The 24,975-nt window shown below is 42.7% G+C and carries 21 protein-coding genes; 7 read left to right on the forward strand and 14 right to left on the reverse strand.

Annotated features, from left to right (window positions below):
- Positions 1-2: 2 nt before the first annotated feature.
- Positions 3-998, reverse strand: a complete 996-nt coding sequence (locus HUW51_RS10315; RefSeq protein WP_185273954.1) for an OmpA family protein — start codon at positions 996-998, stop codon at positions 3-5.
- 402 nt (positions 999-1,400) lie between these two features.
- Here HUW51_RS10315 and accD point away from each other — a divergent pair, with 402 nt between their 5' ends.
- Together accD and HUW51_RS10325 are read left to right on the forward strand one after the other, a co-directional pair.
- A complete protein-coding gene (gene accD, locus HUW51_RS10320; protein WP_185273955.1) occupies positions 1,401-2,315 on the forward strand; it encodes an acetyl-CoA carboxylase, carboxyltransferase subunit beta in 915 nt (304 codons plus the stop codon).
- 347 nt (positions 2,316-2,662) lie between these two features.
- Entirely contained in the window at positions 2,663-3,265 is a 603-nt protein-coding gene (locus tag HUW51_RS10325) for an OmpA family protein (protein ID WP_228466993.1), read from the forward strand.
- A gap of 391 nt (positions 3,266-3,656) precedes the next feature.
- On the opposite strand, the gene HUW51_RS10330 is transcribed toward HUW51_RS10325, so the two are convergent.
- Positions 3,657-4,325, reverse strand: coding sequence for a DUF2238 domain-containing protein (locus HUW51_RS10330; RefSeq protein ID WP_185273957.1), 669 nt, complete (start codon positions 4,323-4,325; stop codon positions 3,657-3,659).
- Positions 4,326-4,674: 349 nt separating this feature from the next.
- On the opposite strand from HUW51_RS10330, the gene HUW51_RS10335 reads away from it, so the two are divergent.
- Entirely contained in the window at positions 4,675-6,897 is a 2,223-nt protein-coding gene (locus HUW51_RS10335) for a protein-disulfide reductase DsbD family protein (RefSeq protein WP_185273958.1), read from the forward strand.
- Positions 6,898-7,199: 302 nt separating this feature from the next.
- Positions 7,200-9,137: a hypothetical protein gene (locus HUW51_RS10340; protein ID WP_185273959.1), complete on the forward strand. Its 1,938-nt coding sequence runs from the start codon at positions 7,200-7,202 to the stop codon at positions 9,135-9,137.
- A gap of 89 nt (positions 9,138-9,226) precedes the next feature.
- On the opposite strand, the gene HUW51_RS10345 is transcribed toward HUW51_RS10340, so the two are convergent.
- Positions 9,227-9,919, reverse strand: a complete 693-nt coding sequence (locus HUW51_RS10345; protein WP_185273960.1) for a hypothetical protein — start codon at positions 9,917-9,919, stop codon at positions 9,227-9,229.
- Between the two features lie 180 nt (positions 9,920-10,099).
- On the opposite strand from HUW51_RS10345, the gene surE reads away from it, so the two are divergent.
- The gene (gene surE / locus HUW51_RS10350; protein ID WP_185273961.1) at positions 10,100-10,927 is read left to right on the forward strand and encodes a 5'/3'-nucleotidase SurE; all 828 of its coding nucleotides are present in this window, start codon (positions 10,100-10,102) and stop codon (positions 10,925-10,927) included.
- Positions 10,928-11,043: 116 nt separating this feature from the next.
- On the opposite strand, the gene HUW51_RS10355 is transcribed toward surE, so the two are convergent.
- Positions 11,044-12,765 carry a M56 family metallopeptidase gene (locus HUW51_RS10355; protein WP_185273962.1) on the reverse strand — a complete coding sequence of 574 codons (1,722 nt, stop codon included), beginning with the start codon at positions 12,763-12,765 and terminating at the stop codon, positions 11,044-11,046.
- Positions 12,758-13,102, reverse strand: a complete 345-nt coding sequence (locus tag HUW51_RS10360; protein ID WP_394353955.1) for a BlaI/MecI/CopY family transcriptional regulator — start codon at positions 13,100-13,102, stop codon at positions 12,758-12,760. Before HUW51_RS10360 ends, HUW51_RS10355 begins: the two co-directional genes overlap by 8 nt.
- Before the next feature lie 285 nt (positions 13,103-13,387).
- On the opposite strand from HUW51_RS10360, the gene HUW51_RS10365 reads away from it, so the two are divergent.
- A complete protein-coding gene (locus HUW51_RS10365; protein WP_185274489.1) occupies positions 13,388-14,779 on the forward strand; it encodes a M28 family peptidase in 1,392 nt (463 codons plus the stop codon).
- Between the two features lie 579 nt (positions 14,780-15,358).
- On the opposite strand, the gene HUW51_RS10370 is transcribed toward HUW51_RS10365, so the two are convergent.
- Genes HUW51_RS10370 through HUW51_RS10380 form a run of 3 tightly spaced genes read right to left on the reverse strand, consistent with a single transcriptional unit; the run spans position 15,359 to position 18,484 of the window.
- Positions 15,359-16,480, reverse strand: coding sequence for a chorismate mutase (locus tag HUW51_RS10370; protein WP_185273964.1), 1,122 nt, complete (start codon positions 16,478-16,480; stop codon positions 15,359-15,361).
- Positions 16,477-17,652 (reverse strand): pyridoxal phosphate-dependent aminotransferase, encoded by a 1,176-nt coding sequence (locus HUW51_RS10375; protein ID WP_228466994.1) that lies wholly within the window; start codon positions 17,650-17,652, stop codon positions 16,477-16,479. The genes HUW51_RS10370 and HUW51_RS10375 overlap by 4 nt, the downstream gene beginning before the upstream one ends.
- A 1-nt stretch (position 17,653) precedes the next feature.
- Entirely contained in the window at positions 17,654-18,484 is an 831-nt protein-coding gene (locus tag HUW51_RS10380; RefSeq protein WP_185273965.1) for a prephenate dehydratase, read from the reverse strand.
- Between the two features lie 699 nt (positions 18,485-19,183).
- Between HUW51_RS10380 and HUW51_RS10385 the strand changes: the two genes are divergently transcribed.
- Entirely contained in the window at positions 19,184-19,816 is a 633-nt protein-coding gene (locus HUW51_RS10385; RefSeq protein ID WP_185273966.1) for a hypothetical protein, read from the forward strand.
- Between the two features lie 18 nt (positions 19,817-19,834).
- Here the strand turns inward: HUW51_RS10385 and HUW51_RS10390 are convergent, their stop codons facing one another.
- The 6 genes from HUW51_RS10390 to HUW51_RS10415 form a co-directional block, all read right to left on the reverse strand.
- Positions 19,835-21,046 (reverse strand): S-adenosylmethionine:tRNA ribosyltransferase-isomerase, encoded by a 1,212-nt coding sequence (locus HUW51_RS10390; protein WP_185273967.1) that lies wholly within the window; start codon positions 21,044-21,046, stop codon positions 19,835-19,837.
- Between the two features lie 108 nt (positions 21,047-21,154).
- A complete protein-coding gene (locus tag HUW51_RS10395; protein WP_185273968.1) occupies positions 21,155-22,510 on the reverse strand; it encodes a M23 family metallopeptidase in 1,356 nt (451 codons plus the stop codon).
- Positions 22,511-22,574: 64 nt separating this feature from the next.
- The gene (locus HUW51_RS10400) at positions 22,575-23,681 is read right to left on the reverse strand and encodes a hypothetical protein (protein WP_185273969.1); all 1,107 of its coding nucleotides are present in this window, start codon (positions 23,679-23,681) and stop codon (positions 22,575-22,577) included.
- Between the two features lie 19 nt (positions 23,682-23,700).
- Positions 23,701-24,204, reverse strand: coding sequence for an ABC transporter ATP-binding protein (locus HUW51_RS10405; protein ID WP_185274491.1), 504 nt, complete (start codon positions 24,202-24,204; stop codon positions 23,701-23,703).
- Complete coding sequence (locus HUW51_RS10410) at positions 24,198-24,335, reverse strand: ABC transporter ATP-binding protein (protein WP_185273970.1); 138 nt, start codon at positions 24,333-24,335, stop codon at positions 24,198-24,200. The genes HUW51_RS10405 and HUW51_RS10410 overlap by 7 nt, the downstream gene beginning before the upstream one ends.
- 158 nt (positions 24,336-24,493) lie before the next feature.
- Positions 24,494-24,919: a DUF2721 domain-containing protein gene (locus HUW51_RS10415; RefSeq protein ID WP_185273971.1), complete on the reverse strand. Its 426-nt coding sequence runs from the start codon at positions 24,917-24,919 to the stop codon at positions 24,494-24,496.
- Between the last annotated feature and the right edge of the window lie 56 nt (positions 24,920-24,975).

Consider the following 24,975-nt stretch of genomic DNA (forward strand, 5'->3'; position numbering starts at 1 on the left):
GTCTAATTCGTTTCCAGAATCTGGAAGAGTTCGTCTAGTTTGGGGGTAAGGATAATTTCGGTGCGCCGGTTTTTTTGCCGGATTTCGGCGGTTTTTCCAACTTCTACCGGAGCAGTCTGCCCGCGACCTGAAGGCGTAACTTTGGCGGCATCTAAGCCCGCCTTGGTTAGTATCCGGGTTATTTCGGTGGCGCGCAACACACTTAAATCCCAATTATCCTGAATGCCGGTAATTTTGGCTACGGGTACATCGTCGGTGTGGCCTTCTACTAAAACATTTACATCGTCTTGTCCTTGTAAAGCCTTAGCCAGCTTTTGTAAAGCTTCCTGGCCTTTCGGGTCTACTTTGGTGCTGCCGGATTTAAAAAGCAACTGCTCAGCCAACGATACATATACCTTTCCGTTTTTAACATTTACGGTTAAATCTTTATCTTTAAAACCTAGCAAAGCATTGCTCACTTTGCTGCGCAGGGCATCTACCGCTTTGTCTTTTTCGGCTAAAACCCGCTCCAATTCGTTCAGGCGTTCTTCCCGCGTTTTTAAATCCACGCTTAGTTTGTCTATTTGCTGTTTGCTGGCTTTTAAATTAGCATCTAGGGCTTTGAGCTCAGCTTCCCGGCGAGCTAAATCCGAAGAAAGGCGTGATGACTCTGCCGCGCTGTTCGACATTAACTTCTCGTGGTTTTTAATTAAGTTGTCGTAGGTTTTGGTTAAATCGGTGTACAAGCCTTTAATTTTGCGGAGCGCAATACCGGTGTCAGTAGAATCGCTGATTAATTTCAAATTAGCTTCGGTAAGTTTGCCTAACTCTTCCTCTAACTTGGCTTGTTGCGCCTGAGCTAATTTTAAGGAGCGCTTGGTATTTGCCGCATCTGAACTTACCTGAGAAAGTTGGCTATTCAGGTCGTCGTACTTTTTTTTAGTAACGCACGAAGTAGTAAAAACAAGAGTAGAGAGGCAAAAGAAAAAGCTAAATTTCGAAAATTTTAAAAAAATCATGGAACTGATTACGGGAGTGGTACAGAGCTGCAATTTACAAAACAAATTATAGCAGATTAGCAGTTGGCGGCAATAATTTCTGTTATTCATTTAAATAACTGCCAGGCCGGTTATTTACAAACAATAAGAACAAATTGCCTTTAAGGTAATCTGTTTTTAAAAACATGCGTTAAATAAAAGGGTAATGCTTAGAACCAACGTTTTGTAACAAAGCCCGAAAGTTTTTTACCGGTAAAATTTACTACTATATTTGCACCCTGTTTTCTGGTTATTTTTGGTTTAAAAGTAAGTCCGGTATCATACAACATCCACCTGCGGTAATTTGACAGCCTGGTGCAGACTAAAAAAGGTGCAAACGTTTATTAAGCAGCGCATTGCGCAGAAAGGAGAAAATCAAAAAAAATGGCTTGGTTTAAGAGAGTAGAAAAAGGAATTGTAACTCCTACCGAAGAAAAAAAAGAAACGCCGGATGGACTTTGGTATAAGTGCCCCGAATGCAAACGGGTAACTAATACCACCGAACATAAGGCAAACCTGTACACTTGTGTAAATTGCGGCCACCACGAACGGATTAACTCGGCCGAATATTTTGAAATTCTATTTGATACCCCGGATTTTCAGGAACTGGATGCCGATCTGAGTTCTTCGGACCCGCTGGAGTTTGTGGATACCCAGCCTTACCCGAACCGGATTGCTGCCTCGCAACGCAAAACCCATTTAAAAGATGCGGTGCGTACAGCACACGGTAAAATGAATAACCTGGACCTGGTAGTAGCCTGTATGGATTTTAGTTTTATTGGAGGCTCTATGGGTTCGGTAGTTGGGGAAAAAATTGCTCGGGCCATTGATTATGCGCGGCAGCATCAAATCCCTTTTCTTATGATTTCCAAATCGGGGGGAGCCCGCATGATGGAAGCCGGTTATTCTTTGATGCAAATGGCGAAAACTTCGGCGAAACTAGCTTTGCTCTCCGAAGAAAAAATACCTTATATCTCGCTGTTAACCGACCCAACTACTGGCGGTGTAACAGCTTCTTTTGCCATGTTGGGCGATTTTAATATCTCGGAACCTGGAGCCCTTATTGGTTTTGCCGGACCACGGGTTATTAAAGAAACCATTGGCAAAGACCTGCCCAAAGACTTTCAACGGGCTGAATTTGTGCTGGACCACGGCTTCCTGGACTTTATCGTGCATCGCAAAGAGTTAAAACAAAAATTAACGCAGTTGTTGTTAATGCTGCAACCCGAACCAACTGCTACGACTACCGAACAGATGACAACGCCTGTAAATGGTAAAGTAGTACAAACGGCAAACTAAATTTTATCTGGTTCTGCTTCTGGTTGATAGCCTGAAACTTTTACTTCGATCTTGTGCCTTTTAGTTTTTTTTGTGGAGTTGGCCTGTTTTTTGCAACTACAATAATATGTAAAAAATTATATATTATTTAAACCATTTTTTGCAAAACAAGTACTATAGGCATATTGTCGTATTTAAAAGTGCAAATTCAAAAAATTAATTCTATGAAAATCTCAAAGTTATTTTTATCAGTATTTTTATCCTTTTTGGTGCTTTTTTCTTCCTGTAAAACCTCGCAAACTGGTCGTGATACCGGAGCACCAGATGGGGGAGGCTCAAGCCGAACTTCTGGACAGCCCAATAGAAAAATGAATAAAACAGCCAAAGGTGGTATTATTGGTGCTGGTGCTGGTGCTGTTGTGGGTGGTGTTATTGGTAAAATAACTGGTAATACCGCAGCGGGAGCTATTATTGGTGCGGCCGTTGGTGGTTCTACTGGGGCAGTAATTGGTCGCCGGATGGATAAGCAAGCTGAGGAGCTACGCCGTGATATGGAAAACGCAAAAATTGAGCGGGTAGGTGAAGGTATTAAAATTACATTTAACTCCGGAATCTTATTTGCCACCAACTCAGCGGAGTTACAGCCTACTTCTAAAGCTGATATTGAAAGTTTAGCCGCTACGCTTAAAAAGTATGGCGATACCAACGTAATGGTACAAGGTCACACGGATAATACGGGTTCCGATGCTATCAACCAGCCCTTATCTGAACGCCGGGCGCAAGCTGTTGCTGACTACATTACTTCGTTAGGGGTAGAGTCGAGCCGGTTAACTTCGCAGGGTTTTGGTTCTAGCCAGCCCGTGGCTGATAATACTACCGCTGCCGGTAAACAAGCTAACCGCCGGGTAGAAGTAGCGATCTTTGCAAACGAGAAATTGAAGAAAGCTGCCGAACGCGGAGATATTAAATAATTTTAAATTTAGTTAATGATAAAGGCCCTACTGGTAACAGTAGGGCCTTTTTTGTTTATCGTCTTTGGCTGTAATCTTATTGAAATTAAATAATTAGGGATATACGCATTATACCTTAATGCTCTAAATATAATTTTTAGAATTTACTTTATTATTATAAAGCCAGTATATAGTAATAAAGCAATAATTTAGGTTTGCAGGAAAAGTTTGGCAAGAGAGTTGCCTATAACAGATTACTGTTCCTACACACAATTTTAAACGGCTGCTCCTTGAGCAGCCGTTTTTTTTATTTTTGTAAACCGATAGAGTTTTATGTAAGCTAATTTACTTTTAGATAATGCATACAGGCTTTTGAAATAGAAAGGTTGTTAGATGAGTATAGGCAAAAATTTTAAAAATTTTTGCTTCCAGGTTGCCGGGTGGTAACTTTTTTATGGGTGTTAAACCAAATAAAAGATACTGCAATAACTGCTCCCAGAAAAGCCAATGCCACATCTTTCTGTGCGTCCCAAATATCGCCCTGCATTCCCAAATATACCGAAGCTTTATCTTGCACAAACAAGGTCGAAAAAATCCATTCTATTAATTCAAACAGCACGCTCATGGATAGGGTAAGCTCCAGAGGAATAAGATAGGGTAACCAGCGGGCGTTTTTTAAATGGTACCGGCATATTTCGTACATGGGCAAGGCCATTAACAAGCCAAAACTAAAATGTACTATCCGATCGTAGTGGTTACGCGATAAGTGAAAGACATCTTGCAGCCAATAACCCACCGGATTGTTCTGGTACGTATACTGGCTACCGTATAAATGCAGTAACAAAAACAAGAATACAAAGACCACGCTTTTATGCGATAAAGAATAACGCACATAAAAAAAGCCAAATGCCATTAAGCCCGGCAAGGTAAGCAGATTTTCGAGTAGCCAGTTGAAAAAATTAGTGGTGGCAAAACCGCTGTATAACCAAAATAAGGTAAACACGAAAGTGCAGCCAGTTAATACCGGATTACGAAAAAGCAACCAAAATTTATTTGCGTCACGAACTTTTACAAACGACATAAAACAGCAGATATTTTGTTTTTAACTAGTAACCTTACCCGGATGTTTCATAATGCTTGTAATTAAGGTGGAGGCAGCGGTATTTAGGGAATTATGAGAAGTTGAGGAATCAAAAATTTTAAAAATTTTTACTTAAACCAACGCTCAAACTGATGTAAGTTGCTTGAACGCCTAACTCAGCAATCCGGAAACTGTAGTGGGGCTTAAACTGTTATCGGAGGTAATCTGTTATAAGCATACATCCTAATTTTCCTGATGGCTGTTTTGCGGCACAGGTAAAAACGAGTGGTTATTTTATGTGCCGCTAATTGCTTTATTTTGTAGTAATTTTTACCCTGAATCCGATTACATGATACCCCTGAACCGCGCTATACTTTCTTTATTTTTCTTTTTATTCTTTCTCCAGAATACTTTTAGTCAGGTGTTAAAACCAGCCACCTGGGCTTATACCTGGTCTAAAAAAGAAGCAAAAACCGGCGACGAAATAGAAGTAGTTTTTAACGTAAAAATAGATCCGGATTGGTATTTATATTCCAGCGACTTCGACCCAAACGTGGGCCCCACGGTAACCACTTTTACGTTTACGCCGCACCCTTCTTATCAGCTTCTAGGTAAAATTATTCCGGTAAATCCGAAGAAAAAGTTTGATAAGATATTTGAAGGCGATGTTACATACTTTACCAAAACCGCTCAGTTTCGGCAGCGCATTAAAGTTTTACAAAAAGATATACGCCTGAGTGGCTCCGTAGAATACCAGGTTTGTACCGAAGTAGATGGCAAGTGTATTCCGTTCGAAGAATCGTTTACCCTGGAACCCATTGCTGTTACCGGCGAGCCAATTGTAATCAATAATAATCCGGCAACTACAGCAACGCCGCAGGCAAGCAATAATCCGGCACCTCTGGCAACAACAAAACCTGCTCTCCGTTCCGAAGAGCCTGAAACATTACTGGCCGATAATCCTGATTTTCAAAATGTAATCACCCGCGTGGACTCTGCTTTAGCCGATTCAGCTAGAAAGAAAGCGCAAGTGGCCGCAACTTCCAACACTCCAGATTCGACTACCGCCATTTCTGCCAACGTAGATATGGGAGGCGAACTCCAGACCGGCTCCAACCTGTGGACGTTTTTTCTAGTGGCTTTTGGCTCGGGGTTGGTAGCCTTGCTTACGCCCTGCGTTTTTCCGATGGTGCCCATGACCGTAACTTTTTTTACCGGTAACAGCCGGGGGCGGGGCGAATCTTTCTTAAAAGCCTTGGCTTATGGATTATCCATTATTGTTATTTATTCTTTAATCGGAGTTGTTTTTTCAAAAATTGCCGGACCAGATGCGGCTAATTTTATCAGTACCCATTGGTTGCCGAATGGGCTCTTTTTTTTAATATTTCTGCTTTTTGGCTTATCCTTTTTAGGTTTGTTCGAAATTACCCTGCCCAGCAGCCTGGTAAATAAAGCCGATAGCCAAAGCGATAAAGGCGGCTGGTACGGCATCTTTTTTATGGCGTTTACTTTGGTGCTGGTGTCGTTTTCCTGCACTGGCCCTATTGTGGGCAGTATTTTGGTAGCATCGGCCGGGGGCGAAACGTTAAAGCCCATAACCGGTATGTTTGCGTATTCGCTGGCTTTTGCTTTGCCGTTTACTTTATTTGCAGCATTCCCGTCGTGGTTGCAGAATTTGCCGAAATCCGGTGGCTGGCTTAACTCTGTAAAAGTTTGTCTGGGTTTTATAGAACTGGCTTTAGCCCTGAAGTTTTTAAGTGTAGCCGACCAGGCCTACCATTGGGGAATACTGGACCGGGAAATTTACCTGGCTATTTGGATTGTGCTTTTTACCTTGCTAGGTTTTTATTTACTTGGTAAACTAAAGTTTGCCCACGACAGCGATTTACCTTACATCAGCGTGCCGCGTTTATCGTTGGCTATTATTACATTTAGCTTTGTAGTGTATTTAATTCCGGGCTTACTTGGGGCACCGTTAAAAGCCTTAGCGGGCTATTTGCCGCCGCAAAGCACCCACGATTTTGATTTATCCCGTTTATTTACTTCCGGAACTACCGGCAATAATAACCAGGCGGTTAGTACCTTGTGCGAAAAACCAAAATACGCCGATTTCTTACATTTGCCCCACGGCATCCAAGGTTACTTTGATCTGGACCAAGCCAAACGGTGTGCGCTGGAACAAAACAAGCCTATTTTTATTGATTTTACCGGCCATGGGTGCGTGAACTGCCGCGAAATGGAAGCCAATGTATGGTCAGACCCGGAAGTACTGCGCCGGTTAAAAAATGATTTTGTGGTAGTGGCTTTGTATGTAGATGATAAAACTACTTTACCCGAAAACGAGTGGTATACCTCTACTTACGATCAGAAGCAAAAAACTACCATTGGTAAAAAGTATGCGGATTTTCAGATTACGGCTTTCCAGAATAATGCGCAGCCGTTTTATGTATTAATGGGGCCCGATGGTAAGCCGTTGGTTAAGCCCATCGCCTACGATTTAGACGTCAGCAATTTTATAAAATTCCTGGATGCCGGGATTGCCGCATATCAAAAAACAGCTAAGGTAAACTAGCGCTACTGGCTGGTTATACGTAGTTGCCCTTACTTCTAGAGCCTCCCGACTCACTGTTGGTTATAGGCAACGAACTCAGAAAATAAATTTTTTAAAAATTTTATTTTCTGAGTTTTATTCTAACCAGCTATTATCAATTTTTAGTTAGGTAATTAGTAGCAATTTAGCTTTAATGTAAGGAGGACATTTGCATTCAAACATCATAAAATAGTTCAATTCTTAGAACTTTAAAATTGGCCTTTTCTTTGAGAACATAGTTGTTTAAAAAATTGTCTTAGGACTGTTTTTACTCTGGTTTCTCTATGAAAAAAGTAAATTATCCGCTGCTACTTACCTGGTTGTTTATTATGGGCTGTTTTTCGGCAAACGCGCAAAACGGCATTGAAACCCGCCTGGGATATTCTTACACCGATAAATACGCGTTTACTGACGAGTGGCAGTATTTATCAACGGATATTTACCTTTTTAACGGTAATAAATTTACCCGCGTTATTAACGAACTGCGCACCGGGGTGGGCAAAAACAAAAACAATTACAAGCAGGAACTGGAGTACCTCCTGATTACGGCGCAACTTAAAAATTTAAAATTATTTGGGAACGAGAGCATAGTTTACCCGCTTTACAACTTTTACGTTAAAAACGACAATAAAGAGCTTACTGCCCAGGTAAGCGATAACATTGACGTAATCCGGATTATCGATAAAATGCCCCTATCTACTACCGGAAAAAGCATCGACGCCACTATTGAAGCCAAAGCCATTGCCGATAATGCCCGCGAGCAGGTTTTTAGTTTAGTAGCTTTGCAACTGCAGAATATCGCCAGCCTTACGGCTGCACCATCCGGCGCTTTAATGTCTTTAGTAGGGGAGTTTGGTAAACTGCTGGGTACGAGTTCCCGCAAAACCGAGTATAAATTTAGTTCAACCATCCGGCTGTACGAAGGGCATAATTTTGATACGCGGCTGCACTCGGTGCGGGTATACGCCTTGGTGCCGCCCGATGTAAAAAATGTAGCCATTAAAGCTGCCAAAGCCAATGAGTTGTTAGCCAATAGCCCCAACGGTTTAGACCGGCGTAAGTTGGAAACTGTTTTTGATTACAAAGAATATCCTTACCTGGTAGTAGCCAATTATAAATCGTTGTACAAAACCGATGTGCTCAGCGGCAACGAAATAAACACCGAAACCATTGAAAAACGCAAGCAAAAGATAAACAATGCCCACGAAGCCGGTTTAGTAAACGACGAAACTTTTAAGCAGGAAATGTATTTTATCGAATTTCTGCGCACCTTCGCCGATTTAAAGCAAAGCTTAAATGATTATAAGCTAAACTATAAAAACAATATTTCGGAGGTTAATTCCAAAAGTTTGTTTTCGGTTATTCAAAATTACCGGGCGTTAAAAACCTTACAACGAGTGCGCGAGCGGGAATTTACAAAGAATACAATCTACCAGAATATTTTCCGGCCGGAGTACGCCAGCATCGTAAATAACGCCGAATTGTATTTGGATGCGGATCATAACTTAAAAAATAGCAAAGAATTGGTATTAACCTTACTGGAGCTGGAAGACGAAGGCAGAAGCGTAACTAATGCCAGTAAACGCGAAGCCTACTTAACCAAACTGCACTCCGTAGACTTACCCGGTAAAGATTTTTTATCCACTACCATCGAGGGTGCCGCTATAACTCGTATTATTAATGAGCTGGAGAACCAACAATACCGTGAGGTGTTTGAAAAAGAAACCAATCGTTTAACAGAAGCAGATGCTTCGGAAGAAACGGTAAATCTGCGCACCAACCTAACCGAAAAAGCCAGCATTACCAAGTGTACTCTGTGCCGCGAAAAGGTAAAAACCGCTGTAATTAACTATGATACCCGTTACGAAGCATATCGCATAAAGCAAGCTTTGGCGCAAAAAGAAACTCTACAAGCTACCGCCGATAAAAAAGCGTTGGAATTTTTAAAAAAGAAATACTGCATCGAGACTAGTATTAAAAGCAAGTATGCTTCCGAAGAAACCATTCCGCCGCATATTGTAAAGCTAGCCGAGCGTAATAACGAGCTCACCAAAAAAGTAGAACAACTGAATGAACTGATCAAGCAAAAGCCTGACGAAAAAAAGTTAGAAGCGGTGCAGGAGTATAACACCCAGCTTGCCCAATTTGTCAAAGATCTCGACGAAGGTTACACCACTATTTGTACTGCCGAAAAAACCTTATGCGCTTGCGAAGGTAGTTAGAGTTCCTTATTTGCAACTAGCAGCGTTCCTGAGCCCTGAATGATCTTGCTTAAACGTAGCAGAAATAGAAAATTTTAAAAATAATTATTTTACAAGATAAGCATGCCCAGTACGGGAGTGTTATCGGGGGTGTTTTCCAGATTTAACCGTGGTACTTGCTTTTCGGGTAACTTACTTACATCCAGCATAAAGGTGAGCTTGGCATCGTCGGATACGGCTACAATCTCGGTTTCGCCGGCGCCTAAATAACTAAGCTTGTAATGTTTTTTTACCTCGCCTAAGGTAGCACCTATCCCTAATCCTTCTTTAGTTTTGTAAGCTGCACTTTGCACGTGTACCCGCCAAACCCGACAGGTTGGTTCGCAGGTTTCTTCTATGAGCAGGCCGGCAGGTTGCTCCGTAGCCGATTGCCGGATTTCGTACGCTTTTGTACCCCGACCTTCGCGCGTAATGGGTACTTCTTTTATCATTTCCGCCGGCACTGCTTTTCGGAGGGCATCTACATGCATCCCAATGTGGATAGGTCCGATTTTATTTTTAGAAATTTGCCAGCTTGTTGTGCCTGAACCTCTTGAGGTAGCCGGTGCTGATGTAGCAGAAGCATCTCCCACAGAATCTAAACGGGTTACGGTTCCGTCGGGTGATATGGTTTCGGGGCGAACGGAATCTAAGGTGGTAGTTGAAGACGTAGACGCTGACTCCGTAGTATTTTCTGATTTTTTAGGTTGGCAACTTAATAGCGTTAGCTGCACAATCATCCAGAAGATATATTTTTTTAACATAATGGCTGATAAAGAAGTAGTAAATGGGATTTTTTAAATTTTTGCTTTTGCCGTAGCTGCTAATTAAAAACTCGGTTTATTAACCCTAAGGGGATTTAACGAGTATGCTTAATTAAAGATTTATTCATGTACAACCGCGGTATTTCTTTTACTTTTGCCGCATTAAATACTGCATTTCTTATGGCTTCGAAAAAACCGTTAATACTAATTTCCAACGACGATGGCATTACTGCCCCTGGTATTCAAACTTTAGTGAAAGTAATGAAAAAAATAGGGGAAGTGGTAGTGGTAGCGCCCGATGGACCTCAATCAGGTATGGGGCACGCCATTACTGTGGCTAATACCCTGCGTTTAGATAAATCCACCGCTTTTCCCGACGTGGAAGCCTACGAATGCTCCGGCACTCCCGCCGACTGCGTGAAACTGGCAAAACACCACGTTTTAAAAAATCGCCAGCCCGATTTGGTGGTAAGTGGCATTAATCATGGTTCTAATTCCAGCATTAGTGTATTGTATTCCGGCACCATGTCGGCGGCTATTGAGGCAGCTATTGAAGGCTTGCCGGCGATTGGTTTTTCGTTGTGCGACTACGGCCACGAGGCTGATTTTTCGCACACCGAGCCTTTTGTAGAGCAAATCGTACGGCAGGCTTTAAAACACGGTATTCCGGTAAATACCGCTTTAAACGTAAATATTCCCAAGAATTCAGCTACCCCTATTGCGGGAATAAAAATTTGTCGGCAGGCGCACGCGCGTTGGCAGGAAGAATTTGATGAACGCCTGGACCCCAATAAACGCCGTTATTTCTGGATGACCGGCAGCTTCGTAAATTCCGACAAAGGCGAAGATACCGACGAATGGGCTCTGGCTAATAACTACGTGTCGGTGGTACCTTGTCAGTTCGACTTAACGGCTTACCACGCTATCCCGCAATTAAATAATGAATGGGAGCTGGAAGAAAAGCCGGAAATGAAAGATAAAAAAATAACCGAAAAGGCTCCCAATTAAGGAGCCTTTTCGGTTGCAGCGTATTAGTTTTCTGATTAAACTGTACTCTAAAATTTAAGATTATTGGTTACTACTTGTTTGTACCCGAATTTTTAAATTTTTTTAAGCTGGAGAGCTTAGCAGTTATTATGCAAGGACATTCTCCAATGAATTCGGCTATTATTCCAGAAAAAGCCTGTTTTTTGGGGTTGGGGCCCTTTTTTGAGTTCAGTGGCCCCTAAAGAGAAGCGTAGGGGTAAGGTATATTGTACATTTACCGGCTTTCCGTTTTGTTTGCCCGGTTGCCAGGTAGGCATGGATTTAACTACCCGCAAGGCCTCCGCGTTGGTCTCATCGGTTAACCCTTGTAAAATTTGCAAATCCTGAATAGCTCCTTGATCGGTTACTATAAATTGAACAATTACCATTCCTTCTACACTGGCCTTTTGAGCAGCCGTTGGATACTTTATGTTTTTACCTAAAAAAGTATACATTTTCTCCATCCCTCCCGGAAATTGCGGTAATTCCTCTACTTGGGTAAAAATGGTTTTGTTTGTTTTGTCTTGGTACTGGATAAATCCTCTGGCTTTTTCAGAAGAAGCATCATCATCCAAAGCAAACTTAATGGGTAAGGTGTATTTCACGTTTAAGGGCTTACTATCCTGCTTGCCGGGTTCCCAATCAGGCATTAGGGCAATCACCCGTTTGGCTTCGGCATCGGTTTCGGGGCTTAAACTTTTTACAATTTTTAAGTCGGTAATCTTACCTTCTTTAGTTACTACAAATTCAGCAATTACATTGCCTTCTAGGTTGGCATCGATGGCGGCTTTCGGGTATTTAATGTTTTTACCTAAAAATTGAAACATCTTTTCTAAACCGCCGGGGAAAAGCGGATTTTGTTCTACGAAAGTAAATACCTCGTCATTATCAGCTTTTAAGGTACTGCTTTCACTGCTGGTTACGGGCGATTGGCTTATTGGGGTTTCTGGCTCGGCGCAAGCCAGCATAAATACCAGCACGCCAAACGTGGGCAGCGCCGCTAACTGTTTTAATTTACTCGGACGACGATAATTTTGCTGTAGCATGTTCATTCGTTTTAAGGTGAGGGATTTATTAAAATAATTACCAAAAGAAAACTCCAGCCGGTGCAGCATTTGGCGGGCCAGTAGGCGGGCGTAGGTTTCGGGGGTAGTGGTGCGCAGCACGGCCGCATCAGCAATAAACTCGTGGGTATGGGTTAGGGCTTGTTGGTATAAGTAAAGCAGCGGGTTAAACCAGAAGATAATTTTTAAAAATTCCAGATATAAAATATCCAGACTGTGTTTTTGGCGCACATGTACGGCTTCGTGCAATAGTACCCGCTCCGTTTCAACTGCGCTTAATGTTTGGCTATTATCCAGGTAGATACAATTCCAGAACGAAAAGGTAGATTGCACTCCTTCGGTTTTATGAACCCGTATGTTTTGCCAATAGAACCGGCTGGTTAGTGTTTTTTGAGTAAACCGGTGCAGTTGGTAAAGTTGCCGTAAGAGCCGGAAAAGAAAAAAAGTAAGTCCAATACCGTATAAGAATAACAGGCCGGTATGCCAGGTAAGCCAGTAAGCGGCAGAAGCTCCCGCCCGCTGCACCGTAATAGTTACGGGGGCTAATTGTTCCGCCACAAAAATGGTTATAGGTTCGGGTTGTTGTAAAAAAGGCAGTTCTACCAAAGGAATACTCAACGACAGCAGCGGGGTGAGCAGCAAATAAAACCGGTTGTACTGAAAACAGTTTTCCCGTTTCAGGAGCAGGGTGTATAGTAGGTAAAAGACGAGCAAACAAGCGCTCGATTCCAGCAGGTAGAAGAGTACTTTATTCATCTTGTGGTTCGTTTAAATCCTGACGCACGTGTTTCAGCATTTCTTCCAGCTCCTGGATATCCATGTTTTTTTCTTTGGCAAAAAACGAAACCAGTTTTTCGAAGGAGCCGCCAAAGTACCCGCTCACAAAATTTTTGAGGTAATAGCTGCTGTACTGCTGTTTCTGTATAATAGGATAGTATTCGTGGGTTTTTCCATAAGCCGTGTACCCCAAAAATCCTTTTTTCTCCAGAATCCGCACAATCGTAGACACCGTGTTATAGGCCGGTTTTGGCTCTGGTAACTTTTCAAGAAAGTCCTTTACGAACCCTTTTTTTAAATCCCAGATAATTTGCATTACCTGTTCTTCCGCTTTGGTTAATTCTTTCATAAAGTAGTAGGGGAATAAGTCAATGGCTGGGTGTAGTGTTTGATAATTAAGTGTATAAACGTATAACTAAAATTTTAGTTATACAACTAAATAAATAGTTTTATTTTTAAATTTTATCTTTTTTATGATTTTAAAGAGGCCAGGCAGAACAGGAGTAAGGGTAAAATGAAATAATAATCTGACGGGAGAGTTTAAAAATTAAGTTAAATCTTGTTATTTGAGTTCCAGAATAAAGAATTGCCTTGTTTTATGATGTACCTCCGGTCTTTTTTGTTTTTAATTGCTTTTTTTATTTCAACTAACGCTTTTGCGCAAACGGCTGCTGATTCGGTGTTTATCCGCAAGATCTTTGACGAAGCTTTAACTAACGGTCAGAGTTACAAGAATCTGGATTATTTAAGTAACAAAATTGGCGGCCGGTTAAGTGGCTCGCTCGAAGCCGAAAAAGCCGTGCAATGGTCCCGGCAATTAATGGAAAGCTACGGTTTTGATAAAGTGTACTTGCAGGAAGTAATGGTGCCGCATTGGGTACGTGGCGCTAAAGAAAAAGCCAGCATCCAAACAGGTAAGACCAAAGTAGAAGTACCTATTTGTGCTTTGGGCGGCTCCGTAAGTACCGGAAAAACTGCTTTAACCGCCAATATAATCGAAGTAAAAACTCTGGATGAGCTAAAAGCTTTAGGCCGCAGTAAAGTGCAGGGTAAGATTATTTTTTTCAACCGGCCCATGGATCCGCGGCATGTACAAACGTTTATCGCCTATGGTGAAGCTGGCGATCAACGACGTCAAGGGCCTTCCGAAGCGGCTAAGCTGGGCGCCGTTGGGGTGATAGTCCGGTCATTAAACTTATTTCAGGATGATTTTCCGCATACCGGCTCGTTGCGCTACGACGAATCGGTACCAAAAATACCCGCCGCCGCCATTAGCACGAACGGTGCCGATAAGCTCAGTCAGATGCTGAAAACCGACCAAAATTTAAAATTTTCTTTCGAAATGCATTGCCAAACGCTACCCGATGTAAAATCTTACAACGTGATTGGGGAGTTACGCGGCAGCGAAAAACCCAATGAAATTATTGCGGTAGGTGGCCATTTAGATTCTTGGGATTTAGCCGATGGCGCCCACGACGATGGTACCGGCTGCACACAATCCATTGAAGTGTTGCGCCTGTTTAAATCGATGAATTACCGGCCCAAACGGACCATTAGAGCCGTGATGTTCATGAACGAAGAAAACGGTGTGCGGGGCGGTCGTAAATACGCCGAACTAGCGAAAACCAATAACGAAAGCCATGTGGCCGCCATAGAATCGGATGCCGGTGGGTTTACTCCTCGCGGTTTTGGCATTGAAGGCCAACCCGACAAAATAAAAGCCCTTCAAAATTGGAAGCCCTTGTTAGCGCCTTACGGCCTCCACGATATTGGTCCGGGCCACGCCGGTACCGATATTGGCCCATTGGGTGAAGCTGACAAAAACGCGACCCTGATTGGCTTTTTACCGGACTCGCAACGCTATTTTCAATACCACCACGCTTCCAACGATACCTTTGATAAAGTGAATAAGCGCGAACTGGAACTGGGCGGCGCTTCTATGGCCGCTCTGGTTTATTTATTGGATAAATATGGCTTAGACGGAGGTAAATAGTATTCTATCCAATGCTAATTTTTAAATTTTCTTGCGTGAAGTTAGAAAAGCCGTAGCAACTAACAACAGACACCAGTTTGGGTCTTGAGGGCCTTCTAAGGTTCTGGTTTTGCGCAGCAAAATTCCGACGTAAGGAGGAAAGGAAGCTTAGACCAGCCCGAAAGAGCCAAACGAGGCCCGCCAGCCACGAGGCAAACTCAGCCCGTTCAAATACGATGGAACCAGTAAATGGAGACGGGAGTCGGCTCCAAGTAAATACGGAAACATACTAAATTTTTAAAAATTTACTTTTTAGCAGCTTGTTAAAGCCGATGCAGGTTCCGGCTTTTAGCCGAAGTAAAGTCACAGACTTTACCCTATAGGTAGGTACAAGTTTAAAAACTTGCCCCAGAGAATGGATAGACCCAGATTGGAAAACGTGCACTAGTAAATTAGAAGTAAGGGAATTAGACTATAGATGAACTAGAATAGAGGAAAACAAACCCGGTAGCACCTGCTCATCAAATTTTAAAAAACAGCTTAAAACAAAAACGGTCGCTTAGATAAAGCGACCGTTTTTGTTTTAAAAAAAATAATAGATTAAGCCTTGGCAGCTTGCTCTTGTTTATTTAAAACTTCTGTTTGAATATTGATGGAATATTGGTGAATGCTTTGCAGAACAGATTTCATGAAAGTCTCATCCAAACCATTTTTACGAGCGTGCTCTAAGCGGTCAGCAATAATTTGGTCCCAACGTTTTACCTGGTAAACAGTCATGTTGTGCGCTTTTTTGTACTCGCCAATTTTGCGCGATAAGCGGGCGCGACGGGCAAATACTTCTACCATTTCGTCGTCCAGTTCATCAATTTGCTTCCGCATTTCGTCGAGTAAGTGGTGATCGTCTTCGGCTAATTCTTCGCCTTCGGGCTTCCGGAAACGGATGCTGGCTAACATTTTGCCTAAGTTTTCCGGGGTTACCTGCTGGGCCGCATCGCTCAACGCTACCGATGGATCAATGTGGGTTTCGATCATTAAACCGTCCATAGCTAAGTCCATTGCTTTTTGCGCAACCGGCAATAATAACTCGCGGTTACCGGCAATGTGGCTTGGGTCGCAGATTAACGGAATTTCGGGCAATAGGCGCTTGAACTCAATGGCGCTGTTCCATTTTGGTAAGTTGCGGTAAGGCGCATTATCGAACGTAGAGAAACCACGGTGAATAGCACCAATCTGGCGCAAACCAGCCTGGTTTAAACGCTCAATCGCACCAATCCATAATTGTAAATCGGGGTTAACCGGGTTTTTAACCAATACCGGAATATCAGTGCCGCGTAAAGCATCGGCAATTTCCTGTACCGTGAAAGGGTTAACTGTAGTACGGGCACCAATCCACATTACATCTATACCAGCTTTTAACGATTCGTACACGTGCATGGCATTAGCTACCTCGGTAGCTACCCGCAGACCAGTTTCAGCTTTTACTCTTTTTAACCATTTTAAGCCGGGTACACCTACACCTTCAAATGAATTAGGCCGGGTACGGGGTTTCCAGATACCAGCCCGGTAAATATTTACGCCCGGAATTGCTTTAATGCCGTGGGCAGTGGCCATTACTTGTTCCTCCGACTCGGCGCTGCAAGGGCCAGCAATAATAAGCGGAGATCCGTCTGCATTGATTAAAGCAGATTCGGTCAGGACATCGATTTGAGGTTTAGGGCTCATTGTGTAACAGTTAAAAAGTGATGAATATTTTGAATTGCTTGATTTATGTTTTCTTCTGTAGCGCAAACCGATACGCGCACGTACCGTTCGCCGTTTGATCCGAATATTTTGCCGGGTGTTAAAAACACGTGGGCTTCATAGAGTATGGTGTTTAAAAAAGCTTCTACATCCTTTATTTCGTCAGGCACCCGGGCCCAGACAAACATGCCCGTAGCTTCGGTAGTGTATTTACAACCTAGTAAATCCAGTAACCGGTAAATTAATTCCCGCCGGCGATGATAAACAGCATTTCGTTCGGCGTGCCAGCTTTCCGGATTTTGCAAGGCCTCAATGGCGGCTTGCTGCACCGGCAAAAACATACCCGAATCTAAATTACTCTTTATCGTAATAATCGCGTCTATATACTCTTTTTGCCCCAGTACCATACCTACCCGCCAACCGGCCATATTAAACGATTTGCTTAACGAGTTAAGTTCCAGGCAACAATCCATTGCTCCCGGTGCATGCAAAATACTTACCGGTGGTTTGGTGTTGAGTACCAGGCTATAAGGGTTGTCGTGTACAATTAAAATGTTGTTAGTTTTGGCGAAATCGATAATTTTTAAAAAATCAGCTTCGCTGGCTAAAGCGCCCGTGGGCATATTCGGGTAGTTTAGCCACATAAGTTTTACCCCACTTAAATCCTGCTGATTTAAAGCTGCTAAATCGGGTAGCCAGTTGTTTCCGGCGGTTAAATCAAAATAAACCGGTTCGGCACCAACTAACTTGGTAACGGCGGCATAGGCCGGATAACCCGGGTTCGGAATTAATACTTTATCGCCGGGGTTTAAAAAAGCCAGCGAAATATGAAATACGCCTTCTTTAGATCCCAGCAATGGCAATACTTCCGTTTCCGGATTCAGGGTAACATCATACGTTTGAGCATACCAATCGGCCATGGCAGTGCGCAGCGCTGGAATAGAGCGGTATGGCTGGTACCCGTGGCTGGTAGGCAATTCTGCCGAAGCAGTAAGGGCCTGCACGGTATTTTCGGAAGCCGGTAAGTCCGGATCGCCAATGCCCAGGTTTATTATTTTTTTGCCTTGGGCCATTAAAGCGCGTACTTCGGCTAGTTTGCGGGCAAAGTAGTATTCTTGTACTTCGTTCAGCCGGTTTGCTTTGGCAATAATCATGTTACTTTTTGGCTCTTTTGTAAATACCCAAAATTTTCATTTCCACAATCAGCGGCGTAATTAAACCAATCGCTTCTTCAAAAGTGGTATAATCTTCCCATTCCAGATCCAGTAAAATGGCAAACTCGGTTGGCCGGCTCAAGATTGGAATAGACTGAATCAAAGATAAGTTGATGGATACATCCCGGAAAACATCTAAGATTTTAGCCAGTTCGCCGGCGCGGTGATGTAGCGTGAAAATAACGGAAGCCTTGTTTGCCTGGCTTTTATCGGCAAGCGGCTTCCGCGATATAATCATGAAACGGGTATAATTTTCTTTATAATTTTCAACGCGTTCTTCTACAATCTCTAACTCGTAGCGCTGGGCGGCCATTTTACTGGCAATAGCGCCTACTCCCACTAAGTTATTTTCCCGGATTTCGCGGGCACTTTCAGCCGTGTCCGCTGATTCTAAGGCCTGGATGTGCGGATTTTCTTCTAAAAAGTTGGTGCACTGTAACAAAGCCATGGGGTGCGACCGCACTAATTTTATATCAGCCAAAGATTGACCCGGTAACGCCAATAAATTTTGTTCGATAGGTAAGTAAGCTTCCCCAATAATAGATACCGGATAATCCTGCAACAGCGAATAATTTCCCAGAATGCTGCCGGCTAGGGCATTTTCAATAGCCATCACCCCGAAATCAACCTCGCGGTTTTTTACGGCGGCGCATACCCGCTGAAAAGTCATGCACGGAACAATCTCGATGGCTTGACCAGCAAAATACTGCTGCGCCACTACATCGTGGAAAGAAGCCGGGCCACCTTGAATCGCTATTTTTAAAGTACTCATAATTTTAAAAAAAAAGCCCCGAATTTTCGGGGCTTTGGAGTTTTATATTTTGTTAAGCTAAACGCAATACTTTTCTCTTAAGACCCCTGCGAGGTGCTAAAAAAATAGTAGTAAAAGTAAAAAGCGTTTGTTACTTGTTTCATTCTCATTTACTTGACGACCCAATATTAAAGAAGGATTTTTTAAGATGCAAAAATTTTGTTAAAAAATTCTTAATATTTTATTCCTCTAACCTGAATGGTAAGTTAATTACTAGCTGCACTCCTTAACGCCACTTAATTTTTACGGGATCTATTTCGGGGCTTAATTTTTTGCCTTAAGAAACTAAGGTTATTACTGTTGTTTAACCTGATTTTTAAAAATTTAAAAAAATAGATATTGGTGCTATTACTAGGTTTTAATTGGATTATACAAATATAGTGCTGCGAAAATTGATTAAGGTTGCTACGGGTAAAATTGTTATTTTGAAAAAGCTGAACCGCACTATATATTTGATTAATGGTTAATAAGGCTGGCTTTTACATGCGCTCTAGAGTGTTAAATAATATTTTGCAAGGTTATAAAGTGGTGGTTGCTGATAAAATAATTTGGTAAAATTTTAATATTTAAAAAATAACCAAGATGATAAGATATTTACGTTTTTTGCTGGTTCAACTTTCTTTTACCGCCACTTTTAATCGCTTGTTTTTATAAAATCGCATGAAAGTCTTACATAGGCTGTATCGAAAATACGTGGCTAAATCTTTTCTGGTAGTTTTGCTGCTTTTTACGTTTACGGGTTGTATGCGTACCCCAACCACCGGAAACAGTAGCTTGCGTACGGCTAACGAAGCTTTTTATCAGACATTAGAAAGCCTGCAAGGTAAAAAGCTGGCGGGGCAAACCATCTTTCCCGAAATGCCATCGGCGTTATTAGCTGGGCAACCCGTATCGATAGAAGTAGCCAGTTGCACCAAGAGCGAGATGCGTATTCCTATTTACGTAGGCGAAAAGGTATTTCGTACTTTAATTCTGGAACGTACGGCTACTGGTTTTTTTCTGAAACACGAGATTAAAAAAGAAAACGGCCAGACGCATGAAATTAACTTGTACGGCGGCCAAACAAAAGGAAACGGAACGGCCTTTATGCAGTTTTTTCCGGCTGATACCTATACTAAAAATTTATTAAGTTTATCTGCACCTAGTATCTGGACGCTGGCTTTCAGCAGCGATTATTCTACTTTTAGCTACTTGGTAGAAAAAGATGGAAAGCTGGAGATGCAGATAGATTTTAATGTAAATGATTATTTGGCTACCACTGCTAACAAAACCGAGCAGCGGAGCAAAAGATAATTTTTGGCTTAATTTAACTTACGGTAATAACAACGAGCTATCGCCGTAACTCAAAAAACGGTAGTTATTCTGGAGGGCATGCGCGTACACCCTGCGCCAATTATCTCCGATAAGCGCCGATACCAATAGTAAAAGAGTGCTTTCCGGTTGGTGAAAATTAGTAATTAAACCAGTACAAATCCGGAACTGATAACCCGGGGCAATTATAAGCTGGGTAGTAGCCCGCAGAAAATTTAAATTTTTAGCTTCTAAATAATCAATTAAAGTTTGCAAGGCGGCAAAAGTACTTGGCAAGGTATGGTCGGCTTCGTAAGCGAGCCATTGCGGTACGTGCAACAGATCTGTATTGGGGTTCTGTTTTATTAAAACTCCCAGCCAATATAAACTTTCGAGGGTGCGCAAAGAGGTTGTGCCTACCGGAATAACTGGCTTGGTTAATTGGTTTTGCAGGCGGCGAATGGTTGTAAGAGGTACATAAACTTCTTCTGCGTGCATGGGGTGATCTGCCATGGCCGCGGCTTTTACTGGTTTAAACGTGCCGGCGCCTACGTGTAAAGTTACTTTTGTTTGTTGGATACCTCGTTGCGAAAGCTTATCAAGTACGTTTTCCGTGAAATGCAAGCCAGCGGTAGGTGCCGCCACAGCACCTGCGGTAGCAGCATAAATGGTTTGATAGCGATTTTTATCCGTGTCTTCGGCGTCGCGATTTAAGTACGGGGGTAAGGGTAATTTACCAGCTATTTCCAGCACTTCGGCAAAAGTTAGAATGGCGGGTTGCCAACTAAATTTAATAATAAATCCATCGGCGGTGCGCTCTTGCAGTTCGGCTTGTAAAATGCCTTGCGGTAACGGCAATTCTAGTGTTCCGGATTTCCAGCGTTTTGCGTTTCCAACCAAGCACAACCAATGGCAAGACCCGGTTTGTTGCATGGCTTGCTGCATTTCGGTATGCGGAAAAACCGGTTCCAGGCAAAATATTTCGATGATACCGCCCGTGGGTTTGGTAAATAAAAGCCGGGCTTGTACTACTTTGGTATCGTTAAAAACTAATAAAGATTCAGACGGAAGCAAATCCGGTATTTCCCGGAATGTATGATCCGAAATATTCCCTCCGCGGTAAAAAAGTAACTTAGACGCATCGCGGTTTGTTAGCGGGTATTGAGCAACTGCTGATTCAGGTAAGGTATACCGGAAATCCTGGATAGTTAAATTTTTTGGGTGTTCAGGCATTAAAGAAAACGCAGCTTAAGTGCATAAATAGTACAGCGCAAAATTACACAAACCATAACAGGAATCTAAATCAATCTAAAAATAGCCTATTTGGTAAAGTGCTTCTTTTTAAACTGGTAAAAGCCAACCCAAGGTGCCATCGTTTGTTTTTACCAGCAAGTAATTGCTGTAATTGGCTAATACCGTTACTTTACTGCTTGCCTTTACCATGTTAATCGGGGTGCCATCGGGCATTGGTTCGGCTAAAATTTCGGTATTGGTGGTTATCTGCAAATTATTGAGTGGTTTTTCTAAAGATTCTATGTTAGAAGCTATAATATAGCCGCTTTGGCCGGTAGGTAATAAAACCCGGTACCAATTACCCGACCCACCTACAATTTGTACGGCGGTATTTTTGTTTAAAGTAGTTAAGAGCGAGCCGTTTTTATCCGGCGATAAGCGTACGTTTACTTCTTTTTTGCTAATACGGGCCCATTGCCCTAACGAAGTAGTATTTACCTGTAAAGGCAAAGGCTTTTGATTGGGGGTATACACAAAAGGATAAGGATCTACCGCTCCCCGGCCAGACCGGTAAATGCCAAAATGCAAATGGGGTACGGTGGTGCGGGCATTGCCCGTGTTACCTACTAAACCCAGTACCTGGCCCGGTATTACCTGCTGCCCGGGTTGTACTAGTTGGGTATCCAGGTGCGCGTAATACAAATGCTGGTTGGCCATATCATCATTTAGCCAGACTACTTTGCCGCCAATGGGCGTTTCGTCTACCCGGGTAACAGTTCCTTTGGTGGCTGCCACAGCGGGAGTACCACGAGGCGCAAAAATGTCGATTCCTTCGTGTCGGCGGGCACCGTTGTCGCGAACAGCGCCCCAAACGCTTTGGATGGCGCTATTGCCTTTGCCTTGCACCGGAAAACCCAACGATGGCTGACTAACAATAGAAATAGTATAGCTGCCGCTGCGCAGCAGTTCGGGTTGCAGACGCACCAGGTACGTTAGATCTTCTTTTACCCGGTAATTTATTTGTAAGGCAATGGTATCCGCCGATTCCAGGTGTTTTACTTTGCGGGGGCGGCCATCTTCTACTTCAAACAAATCTAAAAATAAGGTAACTTGTTCGCGGGCTTTTGCCTGAGCCGCAATCCGGATAGATTCGCCCTCGCGGGCTTTAAAATTATAACCAAAAGCAACCGGTTTTTCGGCCCGGAAATAACCGGTTTCCTCAAAAGGAATGGGTAACAGCAGCGAATCTTGCAAAACTTTAGTGCCCGCCAACAACCAATCCTGGCCTAAACCCGACTGGTGCAATTTAGCTAGGCGCAAGGATTGCACGTATTTTTCGTAAGGAGTTTGTTTGCCCAACAGGGCTTTTATAGTTGGTTTGCCGCTGCACGAAATAATAAAAACTGCCAGTAGCGCATAGCCGAAAATAGTAAATATGCGCGCGTTCAGGATTAGCTTCTTCATTGTAACTTAGAAAATACTTTTCTAATAACGAGTAGGTTCGGGAAAAAGTGCGGCAAACAAAGGCTTACCAACTTGCTTCGAAACGGTAGTAAAACCGTTGCAGTAAACCAAAACTTAACAGGAGCAGAATGCCGGCCAGTAACCAAACAGGTACAGAAAATAAAATCAGGAACAATAAGCTAATAAATAGATAGAAAATCTGTTGATAATAATTTTGATGCGATTGGGAGCGGTATAACCAGGTATGCAGGAACAGTAAAAAGCCAAGGCCAAAGCCGTAAAAAAAGATGACCTGCCCAGTTGGGAATTGGAGTGGAATGTAGGATAACAAAAACAAGCCTTCGGGTAGCAGGGCAAAGCTATAAGCCACAAGCAAAAGCATAAATCGTTGCCGATTGGTAAAAGGTAACTGGCGCAAAACTAACAAGCGCGACTCTGCGAATAAGTGCATCCGGAACACCAGTAAACTATGACCCGCCAGGCCCATTAAAAACCCCACGGCGGCTAGCCGTACCCCGTAATCTGTGGATGGATAAAATTTTAAAAAAAACCAGGTTACCGTCAGGCAAAATAGCTTGGTAAGCAGAAACAGACCAGTAGCCTCCTGCCAGATGTATTTGCCCAGGATAAACCAAGGCGAGTTAAAAGTTGGTGCGAACCGCAAATACCCGCGGGATGTATACTGGATTTCGCTTTTTAAGCTGTGGTGCAGCCAAGTAAAATAACCGGTGAAGAAACCAGTGGCTACCAAGCCAAAACCTAGTAAACCACAACAGATAAATCCAGTTTGTAGCTTAATGGCGGAGTTTAGTAACAAACTTAAATAAAGCAAAGCCGGGGCGTATAGCCCTGCAAAAACCAACAGCCAGCTAAACCAAACTATCCGTACGGGCAGGAGTGAGGTTAAAAATAAAAATTCGTGCTCGGGTTGAGTTAATTTAGCTTTAACATAACGGTAGCATTTTAAAAAATACAGCAGAAGCACTCCCAATATAACCGATAAAACCACCGGCGTTTGAATAACCGAAGATAAAAAAGGCTCCGTAAACAAGCGATTACCGGGGTTTTGAAATACCACCAAAAGCATTATCCAGAAAAAGAAAAAGCCGGTGTTATCACGGTAGTAGGGGTAAACCAGTATTTTCTGCCAAATAACTTGCAAGGGCTTCATAGGAAATAATAAGTTTAGCTCAAGGAACAAACCTTAACGTATAATTCTCCAACAAAAGCGTGGCGGTAATAGGTACGCCGTGAGTAATAAAATCCTGGTGCGACGAAAGCAGAAAGCTAACTTGCTGCGCCTGGTGATATTCCAGAATAAGCTGATTAACGGCGTCTACAGCTAACGCATCCAGCGTAATTAAGGGTTCATCCAGAATAATCAAAGCGGGTTTGCCCAAAAAAGCGAACAAAAGCGATAACTTCTTCAACATTCCCGAAGAATACGAACCGATGGGCTTGGAGAGAAAAGGGCTGACCTGTAAACATTCAATTAATTGATTAAACTGCGCCGGGGTTGGTTTTTTAGCTGCCACTACCAGGTCTAATAACTCCTGGCCGGTTAAAAAAGCGGGATATAAAGGCTCGGCTTCGCTGTAATTTACCAATTGCCGGTGCCGGACAACTGCTTGCTTTAACTCGGTTTGGTCGTGTAGATAAATTTGCCCCTGGTAAGGCAGTAAACCCGCTAAAATTTTAAAAAAGTTGTTTTGCCCGCTCCATTGGCGCCTTTAATCCAGTAAATACCCGAATCTAGTTGCAAATCCGGAATATCCAGGATTACTGTATCGCCGTATTTTTTAAGCAGTTTACGGAGGAGCAGCATGCGGTTGTGGCTATAGAATTGATTATAATGGTACTACTTCTAATTTAAAATGTGCCTGAACTAAAGTTATAGCGCAATAAGATCTGCCTGCTTTATTGTTTCTAACCTAAAGTCTAACCCATAATAGTTTTATACTTTTATCTTTTAAGTTATTTAAATTAGCGGGCCGAATGAAAATTTTTTTGCTCTTCTTTGGCGTTTTCCAGGTCACTTAATTCTAAGGTTAAGGCATTTACCGAAATTTGTATCTCACGAAAAGATAAAGCTAGCGAAGCCAGAAGTAGAAATAGACTAATCCCAAATAAATACTTGCCCGCCGTTTGGTTTTCGGCAAATAACACAAACATACACAACACGCACAAAAACATGCTGGCAATACCCAAAGCCTGCATGTTCCGGATTAAAAATAAACGCTCGCGCAAATTGCTTATCTGGCCCATCAATAAAATGTTCTGGGTGCGGGTATATTGTTCTTTTAAATTCCGGATAAGCGAGGCCAAGGCGATAAACCGGTTGGTGTAAGCTAACAGCAACATCGAGATAGCCGGAAACAGTAAGGCGGGTGTGGTTAGGGTAATTTCCATAAGGCAATAAATTAAAATTTAAAGGTAACAAAATCAACTGCTTTAGTATCTGATGT

The organism is Adhaeribacter swui (genome assembly GCF_014217805.1).
In the GTDB taxonomy this organism is placed as follows: Bacteria; Bacteroidota; Bacteroidia; order Cytophagales; family Hymenobacteraceae; genus Adhaeribacter; species Adhaeribacter swui.